A 17,002-nucleotide genomic window follows, 5' to 3' on the forward strand; every position below is an offset into this window, starting at 1 on the left:
ATCAATTTGCAAGCCAACCGATCAAAACACATAACATGGGGATACCTGTACAACTCTCTACCCAAAATGAGAAGTAAGCATCTGAATTATCATTTTCAGAAAAATAAATTAATATAAATGAAATAATAATACTTAATAAAAAGCAGGTTGAAAACTGAATGTGAAGATAATAGATAGACAACAAGCCAGAACAAAATATAAAGCTATAAGCCAAAAATTTTGTGTTTATAACTCCTATTAATCGCGGAAAGGTAATCACCTCATCTTCCCTCATATCTCTAATATCAAATGGTAAAACCATGGCAGAAACAAACAACCAGGATATCAAAAAAATTGGCCCATTAAATTGTGGGAGGATCAGCCAGGAGTTGATCAAAGCCCAAGTTAATCCAACATAAAAAATCTTGAACAATGGTATTTTCCTTATAAAATGTTCCAAAAATGCTGAATTGTATAATAAACCCATCATTACAATTACAGCCCATTTTACCAACCTTATCTCGTTATGATTTCTAAGAATCAACAAGACACTGACAACACCACAAATAAAATTAAAAATTAATATTTTAAAGAATATTTTTTTATCATTTTGATACTTGGTATAGAGATAACCACTGAAATAAGTGATGAAAATCAACAATAGACTTGGCCATCGGAATATATTTTGCTCCAACATAAAAAAGGCCGCCAAGGCTGTTCCCATCAACGAAACATAAACTTGGCTGTCTACAAGATAATTTTTTAGTAATTTTAGAATCGGCATACTTTAACAAATGTCGGAAAAAACTATCTTATACTTAAGAAAAATAAACTTTATGAAATCACTCCAAACGGCCTCTCTAATCCTGCTGATCTTTTTTGCTGCAAATTTTTCGGCGCAGAGTTACTATGATCAGCAGTGGAAAAAGATTGAAGACAACTATAAAAAAGGGACTTACAAATCTAATCTTCCGCTTGTTATGGAGATTCAAAATCAGGCTATGAAAGATAATAATGCGCTACAACTCATCAAATCGCTGAAGGCAGAATTCAGCATTACCAGCCAAACGACTGATGACACCAAAAATGACAGCTATTCTCAATTTTTCGCCAAACTGCAATCAACAGAAAAACTACTGAAAGGGGATGAGAATCAACTTTTTCGACTATTGTCACTTCAGTTTATCAAAGATTATTATCAAAACAATGCCTGGAAAATCAATCAAAAAACCAACATTGACAATCCTGACCTTACCCAAATTGAGACCTGGAGCCAATTGGATTTCAAGAATTATTTATCAAAAAACTACTTGGATTTAGAAAAAGAAAACCAGGCTTTAAGGACGATAAAGATTCAAAAATATGCTGAACTGTTTTCCAATACAGATAATATCGAGTTTTTTCCGACGCTTTCTGACTGGTTCAATTATAATTATATCGATTTTCTAAAGAGTCAAAACTACTTTACACCGAATGAACTGAAGGCCAATTCGGTTAAAATCAATGGAATTTATGATTCAGAAATCAATGCATTGGCCGGCAATCCTAAACTCTATTTTCAGCACCAAAAAATCAGTTATAATTGTGATTTCACCAATTGTAAAGACCGGTTTTCTCAACTGGAAAAAATGGTTGAAGATGAATCTGTAAAAGGTGACTACAAACTTTTGGTTATTGATGAAATGATGAGCATTCTCATCAACAAAAATGATAATAAATTGGCTCTGACATGGGCTAATGATGCGAAAGAACTGTATCCAAAATCCAAGTTTCTCAATAATATTATTAATAAAGAAAATCAAATCAAAGGCCCGCAACTGAACCTGTTTTATGAAAATGAAACGCAGAGCAATAAGCCTATTCAAATTGTTGCAGAAGGGAAAAATGTGAGAAATTTTTCATTAAACATTTATCAGGTTAAAGATGATCCGCAAGGTTTCCTGAATTACGCTTTTGATTCTTATCAAAACCCTTTTGGCCTCGTAAAAAAATCATTGATTCGCAAAGATCAGTTCACGCTTCCTGAGTCTTTGGATTACAAATTGCACAAAACTGCTTTGGAGATCAAGCCTCTTCCTGCAGGGCTTTACCTGGCAGAATACGTGGTAGATAATGCTGTTCAGAAAAATTTTTACTTCATCGTTTCTGACTCTAAGATCGTTTATTCAAAAAAATCAGTTTTTGATGATGCAAGATCTAATGTATTAAAATTGGTAAATAACGAGAATGGAAAAGCTTTTGCCAATGAAAATCTGGAAGTAATCGAATATGTGCGAGGAAAAGCAATTGTCCGCCATCAAATGAAATCCGACAAAACAGGAAACTTTCTGCTTCCAGTGACTAATAACAAGGAGTATTATAGAAATTATCTTGTAAAAAATGGCGACAATTATTCTATGATTAATGCGTATGGTTATGGCAACAATGGTCATGAACCGAAAGCACAAAATCAACAATCAGCACAGATTTTCCTGGATCGGAAAATTTATAGACCTGGACAAATCGTTTATTTTAAAGTGATTTCTACAGGATTTGATGCCGAAACTCAAAAAGCAAAAGTGCTTCAAAAAGTTCCATTGAACATCAAAATTAATGATGCCAACGGAGAAGAACTGCAAACCCTTAAGCTGACGACCAACGAATTTGGTTCTGTTAACGGAAGTTTTACATTGCCTACAAACAAATTGAATGGTAATTTTTCTGTTGAAGTTAATAATGACAATAATTCTGGGTATAGCATTAATGGTTACACCGATTTTCAGGTTGAAGAATATAAAAGACCAAAATTTGAAGTCACCTTTGATCCGATAAAAGATGAATACAAATATGGCCAAACGATTGAACTGAAAGGCAAAGCGACAATGTTTTCCGGCGTTCCGCTAAGCAACTCGACCGTTAATTATGAAATCAAAAAACAAAATATCCGTTGGCGGTATTTCTGGTGGTATCCTCGTGGGAATGATAATGAAAACTCGATTATTGGCGAAGTAAAAACCAATGAAAAAGGAGAATTCACAATTAAAATTGAACTCAAAAAAGATGAAACATTGGACGGCATCCAGATTGATAATTACGCCATCAATGCTTCTGTAACTGACATTAACGGCGAAACACAATCTGCAGATACCAACTTAAAAGTAGCGTCTGTTTCGCATTATATTTCAGTAGATAATGTGGGTAATACTTTTAGCGATGAAGAGGTTAAACTGAATGTAGAAACCAAGAATTATAATGACCAAATTCTTAAAAAACCATATCATCTAAAACTGGAAAAACTGGAAGAACCAAAACAGATTTTCAGGGATAATTTTGCGACAGCCATTCAGGATCTTCCGCAATTATCCAAGGCAGAATTCGCTCAAAAATTCCCTCACGACAGGTTTGATAAAAATGATGATATAAAAAATTGGAAGGTTGAAAAAATTATTACTGAAGGACTTCGAGAGTCTCAGTCCTACAATCCTAAGAAGTCCACAACCGACAACCAACAACTTACAACCAATTTGAATTTGGGAAAACTAGAAGCCGGAACTTACAAACTCCTCCTTTATAACATCGAAGGAAAAGACACGATCAAAACCGAGCAGACTTTCCAAGTTTGGGATAAAAAATCGCTCAGTCACAGCCAAAAACCTTTCCTTGAAGTTATTGAAACATCTAAAGATTATAAGCGGGGAGAAAAAGCAAAAATATTGGTTTATTCAGCCATTCCAGATGCTTTGGTCAATGTTTTTGTTCAAAACGGAAAAGGTGAAACCGTAACCGAAACCAGATCTTTCAAAAACGGAATTTTGGAATATGAAACGGTAATTCCGAAAGATGAAAGTATCTCTAAAATGAATTTGCAGTTCCAATTGGTTGCTTATAACGATGTTCAAACCAAATCAATTGACTTAAAAATACCCAACAGCAAAGATGATTTAAAGATTGAGACGGTGACTTTCCGGGACAAATTACAACCAGGACAAAAAGAAAAATGGACGGTAAAAGTCTCTGGTGCTGATAAGGAAAAAATTAATGCAGAAGTGTTAGCGAATATGTATGACAAATCGCTGGATCAGTTTGCTGTTAATTCTTGGAATTGGCAATCTTTTTCCACGCCATTTCTACAAACCGATTATGATTTAAGGAACAATCTAGAGCAACAGTATTATAACAAACGATTTGAGTATTTAAAAAGTTATGGCGTTTACCCACCACAATTTAACTGGTTTGACAGAAGACTTTACAAAAATGCTATAAGCGGTCGGGTTGCAGGCCTCCAAGTTTTGGCAGAAGCTGCACCAAGTGCAGATATGAAAATTCGTGGTAATGCTCCCGCTCAGCCAGACACTGCAAAAACAAAGGATATTGAAGAGGTGGTAACGCTTGGTTACAAGAAAAAAGAAGACAATTTAGACAAAATCCCAGTGCGCCAAAACCTCAACGAGACGGCATTTTTCTATCCCAATCTTTTGACAGACAAAGACGGAAATGTGTCATTCGAATTCACTTCGCCAGAAGCTTTAACACAATGGAAACTGATGTTTTTGGCTCATACAAAAGATGCTAGAAGTGCAATTCTTGAAAAATCGGTGGTGACACAAAAGGATTTTTCTATAACTCCGAACTATCCAAGATTTTTAAGAGAAGGTGATGAACTGAATCTTCAAACCAAAATATCGAGCTTAGTGAATCAAAAACTTAACGGTTTTGCACAATTGCAGATTATGGATGCTTTTACGAATGAAGATCTCTCAGAAAAATTTGGAATTAACCAACTGACTGCGGCTCCTGGCTATAACAAAGAACAGAGTTTTTCATTATCAGAAAACGGAAACACAACTGCGACTTGGAAGCTGAAAGTTCCGAATGATGTTTCTTCTATCATTATTAGAATTGTGGCCAAAGCCGGAAACTTCTCCGATGGTGAGCAAAAAGCAATCGCAGTTCTTCCTAACAGGATGCTGGTGACCGATGCGCTTCCGATTTTTGTGAAAGAAGGTCAAACGAAAACCTTCACTTTGGAGAACCTGAAAAACTCCAATTCTAAAACTTTGGGCAATGTCTCCAACACTTTGGAGTTGACGACCAATCCTATTTGGGAAATCATGTTCGCGCTTCCAAGCTTGAAAGATGACACCAACCATTCTGCGGATGTTGTTTTCAACAAATGGTTTGCAGATGTTTTGGCTTCGGAAATTTTCAAAGCCAATCCAAAACTGAAAACGGTTTTTGATGAATATCAATCCAAAGGTCTTTTGACTTCGAATCTTGAGAAAAATCAGGAACTGAAACAATTACTGCTGGATGAAACGCCTTGGGTTTTGGAAAGCAAAAATGAAACGGAACAGATGCAAAAACTCGCCAGATTGTTTGATGCCAATACGATGCGAAATTCTATTAATGATGATTGGTCAGAATTGGTAAAACTGCAAAATCCAGATGGCGGATTCAGCTGGTACGCGGGTTATCCGAGTTCTTATTACACTTCGCTTTACATTCTTAAAAATCTGGGCAGAATCAATGGATGGCTAAAAAGTAATCTAGGGGATTATCAAAGTTCTGAGCAAAAAGAAATGGTGAAAAAGCTTGTTGCTTATGTAGACAATGAGATGAATAGAGCGTGGAATCCAATCAATGCAAAAAATAATAAACCTGCCAATTTTTGGACAAATTCCGTTTTGGATTTTCTGGATACACGACATTATTGGGAAAAGGATTATCCATTAAAAGGATCTGTATTGACGATTAAAAATAAGGTCAAAGAAACAGCTAAAACGGCGAAAATTGAAGATTTTACCTTTTTTGGACTCCACAGAGCGGCATTATTATTTGACAATTATGGACTGAAGTATGTTTCGAAAAAGTTAATGAACTATCTTAAAGAAACGTCTACACAATCTGAAACGCAGGGTGTTTATTGGAAACAAAATCTGAACGATTGGGGATGGTATTCTTCCAAAACTGTGAATCAGGCCGGAGCGTTGGAAGCCTTTCAAAAACTGACGCCAACGGATGAAAACTTCATCGAAGAGATGAAAATCTGGTTGATTACTCAGAAAGAAGTTAACGCATGGGGAAGTTCCCGTGGAACGGCGGAAGTGATTTTCACAATTTTGAATTCAGGGAAATCCTGGACATCAAATGAAAGTGACAAAGCTGAAATCACTTGGGGCGGAAAACAACTGAATGCTCAAACGCAGGCGACAGGTTACGTGAAACAAACCATAACTTCTGACAACGTAGATAAAAATCTCGCGACAGTTTCTGTGAAAAAAGATAGTCCGGGAATTGTACAGGGTGGATTATTTTGGCAATATTATGAGGATTTGGACAAAATAAAATCTTCGGAAAGTTATATTTCCATTACCAAAGAATTGTACAAAAAAATGAAAACCGAAAATGGTGAACAATTGATGAAAATCAATGAAAATTCGCCTATCAAAGTCGGCGATAAAATTACCGTAAGAATGATTCTGAATACGGACAGAAATATGGAATTCATTCACCTGAAAGATATGCGTGCGGCCGGTTTTGAGCCTTTGGATGTCACTTCGGGTTATCAGTGGAAAAACAATTTGGGTTATTACCAATCCACCAAAGATGCATCCACCAATTTTTACATAGAACGTATGCCAAAAGGGAAATATGTTTTCGAATACGATTATGTAGCCAATGCCAGCGGTACATTTTCTAATGGAATAACTACTTTGCAAAATTATTACGCACCACAGATGAATGCGCACACACAGGGAACAAAAATTAACATTTCAAATTAAAATTTGATTAACTCAAAATATAGAAAATGAAGTAAAAAAGGCTGTCTTTTCTGACAGCCTTTTATATTTTATTCTTTTACCAAGTTTATTATTTCATGTTCATCTCAAACTCTATTAAAATTATAATAGCAATAATCTAAACTTGAAATTAATCATATTCTAATAACAACCGTTTTGTTTAAATTCCAAGCTTCTGATATTTTCTCCAATGGAAAAGTTTCAATGTCCACCACAAGCTTCCCAGAAGCGGCATATTGAAAAATTTCAGGAAGCTTATTTTTCATATATTCGCCTAATTCCTTTGGCGAAAAACTTCCCATCCCCGAGCCAAGAAGGACAATATCTCTGCTTCTGAATGTTGTTGAAGCAAAGGCAGATATGGTAGCTCCAGCCATTTGACCAACTGTAATGATTTTGGTTGTTTTTTGTGAAGGTACCGCAGCCAAGGCCTTTAACAATAGCTCTGTCGGATTTCCCCACAAATAATCGATGACTACATCAAAGGGCGTTTTTTGATATGCCGCTGTAAAATCGCTGATGATTTCATCGTCGCTTTGCGTTAATGAAATAGTGACATCCGCTCCCAACTTTTTAAGCTTTTCGAGGGCACCAGGATTACGTCCGGTTACAATGATAGTTCCTGCCTTGTGATATTTTGCCATCTGTACCGCCACCATACCTGTTGCGCCTGTTGCACCATTTATCAAGACGGTATCACCCTCTTTCATTTTCCCGCGTATTGTAAGTGCGATATCAGATCCAGCCAAAAGGTGAGGTAGTTCTGCAGCAATTTCGTCGCCAAGGCCATCAGGCACATTCACCCAGGTATCTTTTTTGACAATAGCTTTTTCAGCCATCATCCCTGTAACTCCCATTGCATAGATCCTCTGCCCATTATCCAATACTGCTACTCCATCCATTCCAACAGCAGTTGGCAATGAAGGGTATGTGGTGTAATGTTCACCAGACGCTCTTAACAAGTCCAATTGTTTAATTGATGATGTTTTTACCTTTACCAATACCTGATCAGAGTTTTCTACGACAGGTTCTGGGACATCCATAAATACGGGTGTTGTCCCGATTTCTTTTAAAATAGCTGCTTTCATTGTTTAATAAATTTAAACGACAAAGCTACTTTGACTCGACTCTTGAAAATTGTATAAATCTCTCGTTTAAATTCTTTTTGAGTTCTTTTGGCGAAACACTTGATAATCTTTTCACCTCTCTAATGAAATGTGATTGATCGGCATAATTTTCCAATGGGAATAATATTCCATCTTTTATCCCATCAAATGAAGCTCTGAATCGGATGATGTTACAGTATTCTTTTAAAGATAGCCCAAATTGCCGGTTAAAATAACGGTTGATCTGTTGGGTGCTCCAAAAAACCCTGTTAGAAAGTTCTTTAACACTCATGGCGCCTTTTGTTTCAAAAATCAATTGGAACAAATTCTTTTTTCTATTGTCTACATGTGCAGGAAGCAATGCATGAATTTTTTGAATTGCTTTATGGCCGAACAGATCAAAATCGCTTAAATCATTTTCAGAAAAGTCCCAAAAATCTTCAGGCAAAATTTCTGTGCTGTTCAGTATATGAGCTATTGGATGTTTTAAGATGTATTCTACCGCAAGTGGTTTAAAACTGATGGCATAAATTACCGAATTTGGATAAGAAGGATTAAAGTTGGGTTTGGTTTCCAGACCAACTAATGTTATTTCAAAAGACTTAGTTTCCGATTTAGAAAAAAACAAGTGAATCTTGCCTTCAGGTACAATAATCTTTTCTGAAACATGTTCAGAATGATGCTTCAGGAACCATATTTGGTCAACAAAATCTAAAATCGAGTCATCTGGTTTTAGAGTTTCATATTTTAAGAAGCTTTCCATTCTTTTATTTATATTATCTTAAAAGTATTCTACCTACCCAACATAAATCAAGATTTACAATGATTACAAAAGTAAAAATTAATAATTAAACGTATTGAACAACATTTAGAAATACTGACGCAAGGGCACAAAATTTTTAATCAAAAAATGCAAGCACAGAAGCAATGCTTAAAAAAAATATCTACGCAAAAAAAACGCTTCCAATCATTGAAAGCGTTTTTAAAATATTTTCTAAGAATTAAGATCTATACATTAAATCTGAAGTGCATAATATCACCGTCTTTTACGATATATTCTTTACCTTCTACCCTCATTTTCCCGGCTTCTTTCACCTTAGCTTCGGAGCCGTATGTGATAAAGTCATCATAAGCAATGACTTCTGCGCGGATAAATCCTTTCTCAAAATCAGTGTGGATCACGCCTGCAGCCTGTGGCCCTGTCCAACCCTGACCAATTGTCCAAGCTCTAACTTCCTTAACACCCGCCGTAAAATAAGTCTGTAATTTCAACAGATCATAAGCTTTTCTGATTAAGCGGTTGACGCCCGGCTCTTCCAAACCAAGCTCTTCCAGGAACATCTGCCTTTCTTCAAACGTTTCAAGCTCATTGATGTCAGCCTCTATTTGCGCCGCCAAGACCACCACTTCAGCACTTTCTTTCTGAGCCATTTCCTCGATTTTGCCAATCCATTCGTTTCCGTTTTTGATTGAGTTTTCGTCCACATTACAAACGTAAAGCACTGGCTTCTTTGTCAATAGCTGAACATCATCAATAATGGCTTTTGTAAAATCATCCGTAGGAAATTCGCGTGCGTTTTTACCATCTTCAACAAATTTTTGCAGGTTTTGCAAAGTTTCGTACGCCAAAATATCCTCCTTCTTACCGGACTTGATGAATTTTTTAGCCTTATCAACAGCTTTACCGATTGTTTCCAAATCTTTCAGCTGCAGTTCTATATCAATAATTTCTTTGTCCCTAAGCGGATCTACAGAACCTTCTACGTGAACAATATTACCATTATCGAAACATCTCAAAACGTGGATAATAGCTTCGCACTCGCGAATATTAGCCAAAAACTGATTACCAAGACCCTCTCCTTTGCTGGCACCTTTTACAAGTCCTGCAATATCTACAATCTCTACCACGGCAGGCAAAACTCGCTCCGGATTAACCAGTTTTTCCAACTCAAAAAGCCTTGGATCTGGAACAGAAACCGTTCCTAAATTAGGTTCTATGGTACAAAACGGATAGTTTGCAGACTGGGCTTTGGCGTTGCTTAGGCAGTTAAACAAGGTTGATTTCCCAACATTTGGCAGTCCTACGATTCCACATTTCATAATAAAAAGTTCAATGTTTTAAGATTACTGTTCAATGCTAAAAACCTGAGATCATTAACATTGAAGATTGAATTTCAGGTGCGCAAAGATACAGATTTTGTTTTGTAAATTTTGATTTTTATTAATGATGAAATACTGCGCATCAGGATAACTTTCTTAAATTGTAATTATCTTTGCAAATCCACCTTACAAAAGTAAACTGTAAAAGCATGGCCAGAAAAAAGCGCGAATTCCAATCTTCTGAATTACTGAATTCTTTTGCAAAGATCTATGGCTTTGAAGATAAACTGAAAGCATTTGAAATCAAAGATTTTTTACAGGATTATCTTTCTGACGCGCTTTTTAAAGAAATTATCAGCGTGAATCTGAAAGAGAAAATACTAGTCCTTCGCATCCAGTCGCCATTGCTAAAAAATGATTTCAGGATGAGAAAATCATTTTTCCTGAAAAAATTTCAGGAAGTATTAAAGGATGAATCTTTGATTAATGATCTCCTGATTTTGTAGTAATTTCCTCGATCATTTTTTTACTTCTGGCATCCAACATAGACCTCAATGGAAAGAAAAACCGCAGCGGATTGCTGATAAAATACCGGAAAATTTCCTTAAAAATATCCCGAACCTCAGCCAACTCAATTCTCCTGGAGCGGAATGCCAACAGCATAGACAGCCCAAAACTGACGGCAAAGTTGAAAAATCCAATAATAAAGACCGTAACCAGTGAGATCCAAAATGTATACGGTGTGACGACAAAATCTTTACCGTAAAGGCCTAATGCAAAATTACCCGCTGCAAAAGTGATGTGACGAATATCCAAATCCAACCCTAGGAAAAGACCGATAGGCGCTGTAGCTCCTAAAAACACACCAAACCAAAAATTAGAAACTATTCCGGCCCAGTTTCTTGAATAATAGACCGATAACTGCTTGGCAATACGCTGCCCAAAGAAATAATTAATAAATGGGTTTTTAGCAATCCGCCTTGGGATCTGATAAAAAACAGCATTATTACTGATATTGCCGGAGATGACACCCGAAATAAAAAGAAAAACACCGGCTATAGAGGCATGCAATATAGCTTTGGACTGAAAAGGATCCAAATCATGCAGGAGTTTCCCCGATTTTTCAAATGCAAAATTCTGTTTAAATAAAATCTCCAGTCCATATATAATAATTAATGAGACCGGAAAAGAGAGTAAGACATTACCCACAAAAGCTATAAATTGAGACCTAAAGAGCTGTGATACAACATGAGCAAAATCCCTGTAAGTACTTTTGCTATTGCCTTCAGCCAAAACCTTGGCCATGGTAGCTGCTGTCATTGCGGGTTGCTTGGTTGCTAGCGTAAAATGCATCAAATAAATCATCACAAAACCCATGGCATAATTGATTGAATACAAAAATGCATGCGCAAAATCACTAGACGGCACATAGCTGTAAAGCATTTTCAGGATACATAATGCACCTACAATCACACCTCCGCCAGAAGCCTTCCAGAACATTTTCATATAATCCTTGAGATTGGATGTGATGTAATGTGTCCCAGTATCTGCCGTGTGATTGGTAATAAGGTGCGACATCAACCTTGTACTGTCAGAAATAAGATCGCGTAGATTGTTCTTGTGGGATTTATACTTTAATATATTGAAAAACAACTGTTTGGATTTAACCAAATAATCACTTTGATCGTCAATCACCAAAAGCTGGACAATAGCAGACATTCTTCTTAGCTGCTGGCCAATTTTAAGTAGAGCCTGATTGGTCTTGCTGGAAATCCCGTATTTTGAAGAGTTTTTAAACGCCAGACTAACGAAATCCAGGCATTGCTCCAGATAAATTTTGGTTTGCTTATAAATCTCATCCGTTGAAGAAAAATGATAGCTTGGGTTTTTCTTAAATTCAGCATTAAGGATATCAAGCTCATTTTGTAGAGCCAAGAACGGGTTGTCAAAGTTGCGGTACTCCGGCACCATTTTCATCACATCCACATCCAGTGCGTTGCCTATTACACGCCAAGCCAAAATATTAAGTGAAAATAGAAGCTCTTTTTTAACTTTGACATGATTGATAAAATCATTAATCTTTAAAAGTCTAAAAAGCTCATCCACCTTATCCTCTGGTGAATTCTGAAAAAACTCAAGATCCTTTTTGGGCGTTACCAAAACATTATCTACGAGATACCATATCGTTTTTTCATTCTCAATAGGTGGCAGAATTTTATTAAGCAATCTCTTCCTAAATTCGGGGAAAAACGCATTTTCTGAAAGGATATCAGCTTCGGTAAGGGACAGATTAAAACTTCTGTCTTTAAAAACATTATGAATATAATAGACTAGGTTCTCCCGTATTGTATCATTATCTTTTAGATAGGCTGTAAAAACACCCAAATCTTCTTTCTTAAGACTCGAGATTATCTCGGATAATGGCTGCAGGGATAATGTTTCATTTTTTTCACCAAAATAATGTTTTAGTATTGTGCTGAAACTCTCTTTTTTTATAAATCCTAATGCCATAATAGATACAAAAGTAGTTATTTCAAAATAATATTGTTCATTTGGCGCATTATCCAGCTATGTTTTTTGTTGAGGTAAGGCGACGGATTTTTGGGATCATACTTTTTGGGATTTGGCAAAACTGCGGCAATCCATGCAGCTTGACTTTTTGTAAGATCCTTGGCCGGTATTCCAAAATAATATTGTGATGCCGCTTCTACCCCGAAAACGCCTTGCCCCATCTCGATGGAATTAAGATATCTCTCCAGAATAATATCCTTGCCCCATACTTTTTCTATAATAAAAGTGTAGACCACTTCCAGACCCTTTCTAAACCAACTGCGGCCTTGCCAAAGAAAGATATTTTTAGCAGTTTGTTGTGAGATTGTACTACCTCCTCGTACTACTTTCCCCTTTTTGTCATTTTTTTTAATTGCTTTTTCTATTGCCTTATAATCAAAACCATTGTGGCTAAAAAATGTTTGATCTTCTGATGCTATAACCGCTTTTTTGATATTGCTGCCCATATCATCATAGGAAATGTAATCCCGCTGTAACTTGCCATATTTGATTAGGCCGCCCAACTGCGTAATTGTAATTGGGGGATTAAAAAACAAACCCAGCACCACAAAAAGAATGTTGGCTAAAATGAGAATCAGCAAAAATCTTTTGATAATTTTCCACATATGGATTGTAATAAGTAGCGAAAATAAAACAAAAAAAAGTTTTTCTGAAAATATTTCTAAACAATATCATCAGAAAAACTAGATATACTTGCTGGTAGAGTGACTTACCAACATCTGTAAAAGCTTATTATAAATTATCCAAAGTCTCTTTAAGATCCTTGTAGCCGCCACCATTGTAAACATCAGTCAATCCTTCGGATTTGAAATAATCCGTGGCTTTGCCAGAACGGTTGCCAGAACGGCAGAAAAAAACAATTGGTCCTGCCAAGTTCAGTACTTCTTGTTTACGATCTTCCAACTCGCCCAGTGGTATATTTTGCGCCTCTTCTATATTGCCATCCATCTCCAGTTCCATAGGTTCGCGAACATCTATCAGGTGGTACTTGCCGGCTTTTAATACATCTTCTAATGACATAATTTTTATTTTTTAATTAATTTATATAACAAACTTACAATTAATAATTAAAAAACAACCGTTAGCCAGACAAAAGATGCGTATTAACAACATATTTTTTTGACTCCGTTTTTTTATTTTGAATATCTTTAAAGACCAAAAAACTTGAATAATCCAATGACATTTCAGCAACAGATACAGCAAGGAATCCCCTCAGAATTACCTGCAAGCAAATCTTATGACAAAAGCATCAATCACGCTCCAAAGAGAAAAAATATATTAACAGATAAAGAAAAAAAACTGGCTCTTAAAAATGCGTTGCGATACTTTGATCCAAAATTCCATGCAGAATTGTTACCGGAATTTCGTGAAGAACTGGAAACTTACGGGAGAATCTACATGTACCGTTTCCGTCCGGATTACGAGATGAAAGCCCGTGCTATCTCTGATTATCCGGGAAAATCTGAACAGGCAAAAGCCATTATGCTGATGATACAGAATAATCTGGATTACGCGGTGGCACAGCATCCGCACGAGCTGATTACTTACGGTGGCAATGGTGCGGTTTTCCAAAACTGGGCGCAGTACCTGCTAACGATGAAATACCTCTCCGAAATGACGGACGAGCAAACCCTCACCATGTACTCCGGCCATCCGATGGGATTGTTCCCATCTCACAAAGACGCGCCACGAGTGGTGGTAACTAACGGCATGGTAATCCCTAACTATTCTAAACCAGATGACTGGGAAAAATTCAATGCGTTGGGCGTTTCTCAGTATGGGCAGATGACGGCAGGCAGTTATATGTACATCGGTCCACAAGGTATTGTTCACGGTACAACCATTACGGTTCTCAATGCTTTTCGAAAAATTAATAAAGACCCGAAAGGCGGTTTGTTTGTAACTTCTGGCTTAGGTGGCATGTCGGGCGCACAGCCCAAAGCGGGGAATATTGCAGGCTGTATTACCGTAATTGCAGAAGTCAATCCCAAAATTACCAAAATTCGCCATGACCAAAAATGGGTCAACGAAATCTACGAAAACCTTGATGAATTGGTAGAAAGAGTAAAAATGGCCCAACAAAATAAGGAAACTGTTTCTTTAGCCTACCTTGGGAATGTGGTAGAAGTATGGGAAAAGTTAGATAAAGAAGGATTAAAGATTGACATCGGATCAGACCAAACTTCGCTTCATAATCCATGGTCTGGAGGCTATTATCCAGTGGGATTTTCATTTGAAGAGTCCAACAAAATGATGTCTGAAAACCCTGAATTATTCAAAGAAAAAGTTCAGGAAAGTTTGAGAAGACATGCAGATGCTATTAACAAGCATACCGCTAAAGGAACTTATTTCTTCGACTACGGAAATGCTTTTTTATTGGAAGCTTCTAGAGCTGGCGCGGATGTCATGAACCAAAATCCAACCTTAGATAGAGAGTTTAAATATCCTTCCTATGTACAGGATATAATGGGACCAATGTGTTTTGATTATGGTTTTGGGCCGTTCCGTTGGGTTTGTGCATCGAATGATCCAGACGATCTAAAGAAAACGGATAATATCGCATGTGCCGTTTTAGAAGAAATGATACAGACCGCTCCGGAGGAGATTCAGCAACAAATGAAAGATAATATCCAATGGATTAAAGGTGCGCAGGAAAACAATTTGGTGGTAGGATCGCAGGCGAGAATTTTATACGCCGATGCGGAAGGAAGAATGAAAATCGCAGAAGCCTTCAACAAAGCCATTGCCAACGGAGAAATAGGAGCGGTGGTTTTGGGTAGAGACCATCACGATGTTTCGGGGACGGATTCGCCGTATAGAGAGACTTCCAATATCTATGACGGCTCCCGTTTTACGGCAGATATGGCCATCCAGAATGTGATTGGCGACAGTTTCCGTGGTGCAACATGGGTGAGCATCCACAACGGTGGCGGCGTTGGCTGGGGTGAAGTGATTAATGGCGGTTTCGGAATGCTTTTGGACGGAAGTTATGAAGCCGACAGAAGATTAAAATCAATGCTTTTCTGGGATGTGAATAACGGAATATCTCGCAGAAGCTGGGCAAGGAACGACGGTGCCATCTTCGCTATAAAACGTGCTATGGAAGCCGAACCAAACTTGAAAGTGACACTACCAAATGTGGTGGATGAGGGTTTGTTTTAGAAATATTTTTGATATAAAAAAACCTGCTGTAAGGCAGGTTTTATTTTAATATATGCGCTTCTTGAAAAGGTTAGAAATTATTGCTCATTTTTTTCGAATGAGATAATTCTGGAAATATCAAACAAATAGAATCTTTTGTAAAATAAAAAAGCTCCTCGCAAATGACCAATATAGGTAGAAGTCAATTTTTTTTAGTCAAACTTTTTAAAAATTTCAATTTCTCCTATGTTCCAGTCTTTGCTTATTGCTTGTTAAATTTGAGTAATAGAAGGTTGTCTTTATAAAGTTCCAGCGTGGCATCGGTCACAACATATTTGTTAGCTTGCCTTAGGACGCTTAGAAAATTATTTTCTACACTCATATTAGGGCACATTTTTCTGGTAGATCCTATATTCTTAGCGGAAAAATTACCCGCCGAAGTATCAATAGTTGCATCGGAGAAATAATTATTGCAACCTGCATTTCCCGAGATTCGGTTTTGCTCAATCACCAGAGTTGGTTTGTTGGTAACATCATCTGCCAAAACCCACTGTGTACCTGTTATAGGCGCTTGGTTTTTTCCTACTTTCGATGCATTTCCCAGTCTTGAGGTACACGATACAATTGCTACTGACAGCATTGCGGTATATAAAAACTTTTTCATTGTTGTAAAAATTGATACCCAAATATAGGATTTTCTTTTAACATGAATGGTTTTGAGCATTCCAAAACTTAATTATACAGCCTCCCAAAATCATCAATCAAATTAATAATGAATAAGTTATGATTTTTAAAATTAATTAGACTAATTTTGCACCCCGAAATAGAGATATAACATTATGAAAAGAATTGGCGAACACAGGAAACTATTGGGCGTAGATAAAACAGCAACGCTTAAAGACCTGAAAACCGTTTACAGAAACGCGATGAAGGATACGCATCCGGACAAATTTGTGAATGATAAAGCCGGTAAACTGGAAGCCGAAGAGAAAAGTAAATCTGTAATAGAAGCCTACCATTTTCTGGTCAGTATTCATGAAGAGACGCAGGAAAAGTATAAAACCGAATATACGGAAACCATTACACAATCCAACATTCAGGATTTTTATCTTGAAAAATCGATCCTTACGGTTCAGCATTTAAACGGTAAAACGTACGAATATATTGGTGTACCAAGGAATACGTACATCAAAATGGTGAATTCTGACTCACCAAGCCGTTTTGCAAGACGCCACATTTATGGCAACTTTATATACAGAAAGTCTGGCGAAGTAGCAGCTGAATAAGATTTCTTATCAACTTAAAACAAAAAAAAGTGCATCAATT

12 protein-coding genes are annotated in these 17,002 nt (G+C 36.8%); 4 read left to right on the plus strand and 8 right to left on the minus strand.

Annotation, left to right across the window (positions count from 1 at the left end):
• Nucleotide 1: 1 nt before the first annotated feature.
• Nucleotides 2-763: a UbiA prenyltransferase family protein gene (locus tag AC00Y6_RS00635; protein WP_474488687.1), complete on the minus strand. Its 762-nt coding sequence runs from the start codon at nucleotides 761-763 to the stop codon at nucleotides 2-4.
• A 52-nt stretch (nucleotides 764-815) separates the two neighbouring features.
• Between AC00Y6_RS00635 and AC00Y6_RS00640 the strand changes: the two genes are divergently transcribed.
• Nucleotides 816-6,740, plus strand: coding sequence for an alpha-2-macroglobulin family protein (locus AC00Y6_RS00640; RefSeq protein ID WP_474488688.1), 5,925 nt, complete (start codon nucleotides 816-818; stop codon nucleotides 6,738-6,740).
• Nucleotides 6,741-6,892: 152 nt separating this feature from the next.
• Here AC00Y6_RS00640 and AC00Y6_RS00645 read toward each other — a convergent pair whose 3' ends face one another.
• From AC00Y6_RS00645 to ychF, 3 genes are all read right to left on the minus strand, one after another.
• Nucleotides 6,893-7,846 carry a quinone oxidoreductase family protein gene (locus AC00Y6_RS00645; RefSeq protein WP_474488689.1) on the minus strand — a complete coding sequence of 318 codons (954 nt, stop codon included), beginning with the start codon at nucleotides 7,844-7,846 and terminating at the stop codon, nucleotides 6,893-6,895.
• A gap of 25 nt (nucleotides 7,847-7,871) precedes the next feature.
• On the minus strand, nucleotides 7,872-8,627 hold the full coding sequence (locus AC00Y6_RS00650) for a helix-turn-helix domain-containing protein (RefSeq protein WP_474488690.1): 756 nt from the start codon (nucleotides 8,625-8,627) through the stop codon (nucleotides 7,872-7,874).
• 245 nt (nucleotides 8,628-8,872) lie between these two features.
• Nucleotides 8,873-9,964, minus strand: coding sequence for a redox-regulated ATPase YchF (ychF, locus tag AC00Y6_RS00655; protein WP_474488691.1), 1,092 nt, complete (start codon nucleotides 9,962-9,964; stop codon nucleotides 8,873-8,875).
• Between the two features lie 209 nt (nucleotides 9,965-10,173).
• Between ychF and AC00Y6_RS00660 the strand changes: the two genes are divergently transcribed.
• Nucleotides 10,174-10,470, plus strand: a complete 297-nt coding sequence (locus tag AC00Y6_RS00660; protein WP_474488692.1) for a hypothetical protein — start codon at nucleotides 10,174-10,176, stop codon at nucleotides 10,468-10,470.
• Here the strand turns inward: AC00Y6_RS00660 and AC00Y6_RS00665 are convergent.
• The 3 genes from AC00Y6_RS00665 to AC00Y6_RS00675 form a co-directional block, all read right to left on the minus strand.
• Nucleotides 10,448-12,475 (minus strand): recombinase, encoded by a 2,028-nt coding sequence (locus tag AC00Y6_RS00665; RefSeq protein WP_474488693.1) that lies wholly within the window; start codon nucleotides 12,473-12,475, stop codon nucleotides 10,448-10,450. The genes AC00Y6_RS00660 and AC00Y6_RS00665 overlap by 23 nt on opposite strands.
• A gap of 17 nt (nucleotides 12,476-12,492) precedes the next feature.
• Nucleotides 12,493-13,140 carry a monofunctional biosynthetic peptidoglycan transglycosylase gene (mtgA, locus tag AC00Y6_RS00670; protein WP_474488694.1) on the minus strand — a complete coding sequence of 216 codons (648 nt, stop codon included), beginning with the start codon at nucleotides 13,138-13,140 and terminating at the stop codon, nucleotides 12,493-12,495.
• Nucleotides 13,141-13,267: 127 nt separating this feature from the next.
• Entirely contained in the window at nucleotides 13,268-13,555 is a 288-nt protein-coding gene (locus tag AC00Y6_RS00675; RefSeq protein ID WP_474488695.1) for a rhodanese-like domain-containing protein, read from the minus strand.
• A gap of 156 nt (nucleotides 13,556-13,711) precedes the next feature.
• Between AC00Y6_RS00675 and AC00Y6_RS00680 the strand changes: the two genes are divergently transcribed.
• A complete protein-coding gene (locus AC00Y6_RS00680; RefSeq protein WP_474488696.1) occupies nucleotides 13,712-15,697 on the plus strand; it encodes a urocanate hydratase in 1,986 nt (661 codons plus the stop codon).
• Between the two features lie 241 nt (nucleotides 15,698-15,938).
• On the opposite strand, the gene AC00Y6_RS00685 is transcribed toward AC00Y6_RS00680, so the two are convergent.
• Complete coding sequence (locus tag AC00Y6_RS00685; RefSeq protein WP_474488697.1) at nucleotides 15,939-16,340, minus strand: META domain-containing protein; 402 nt, start codon at nucleotides 16,338-16,340, stop codon at nucleotides 15,939-15,941.
• Nucleotides 16,341-16,515: 175 nt separating this feature from the next.
• Here AC00Y6_RS00685 and AC00Y6_RS00690 point away from each other — a divergent pair, with 175 nt between their 5' ends.
• Nucleotides 16,516-16,962 carry a KTSC domain-containing protein gene (locus AC00Y6_RS00690; protein ID WP_474488698.1) on the plus strand — a complete coding sequence of 149 codons (447 nt, stop codon included), beginning with the start codon at nucleotides 16,516-16,518 and terminating at the stop codon, nucleotides 16,960-16,962.
• Nucleotides 16,963-17,002: the final 40 nt, after the last annotated feature.

The organism is Epilithonimonas sp., from assembly GCF_056329745.1.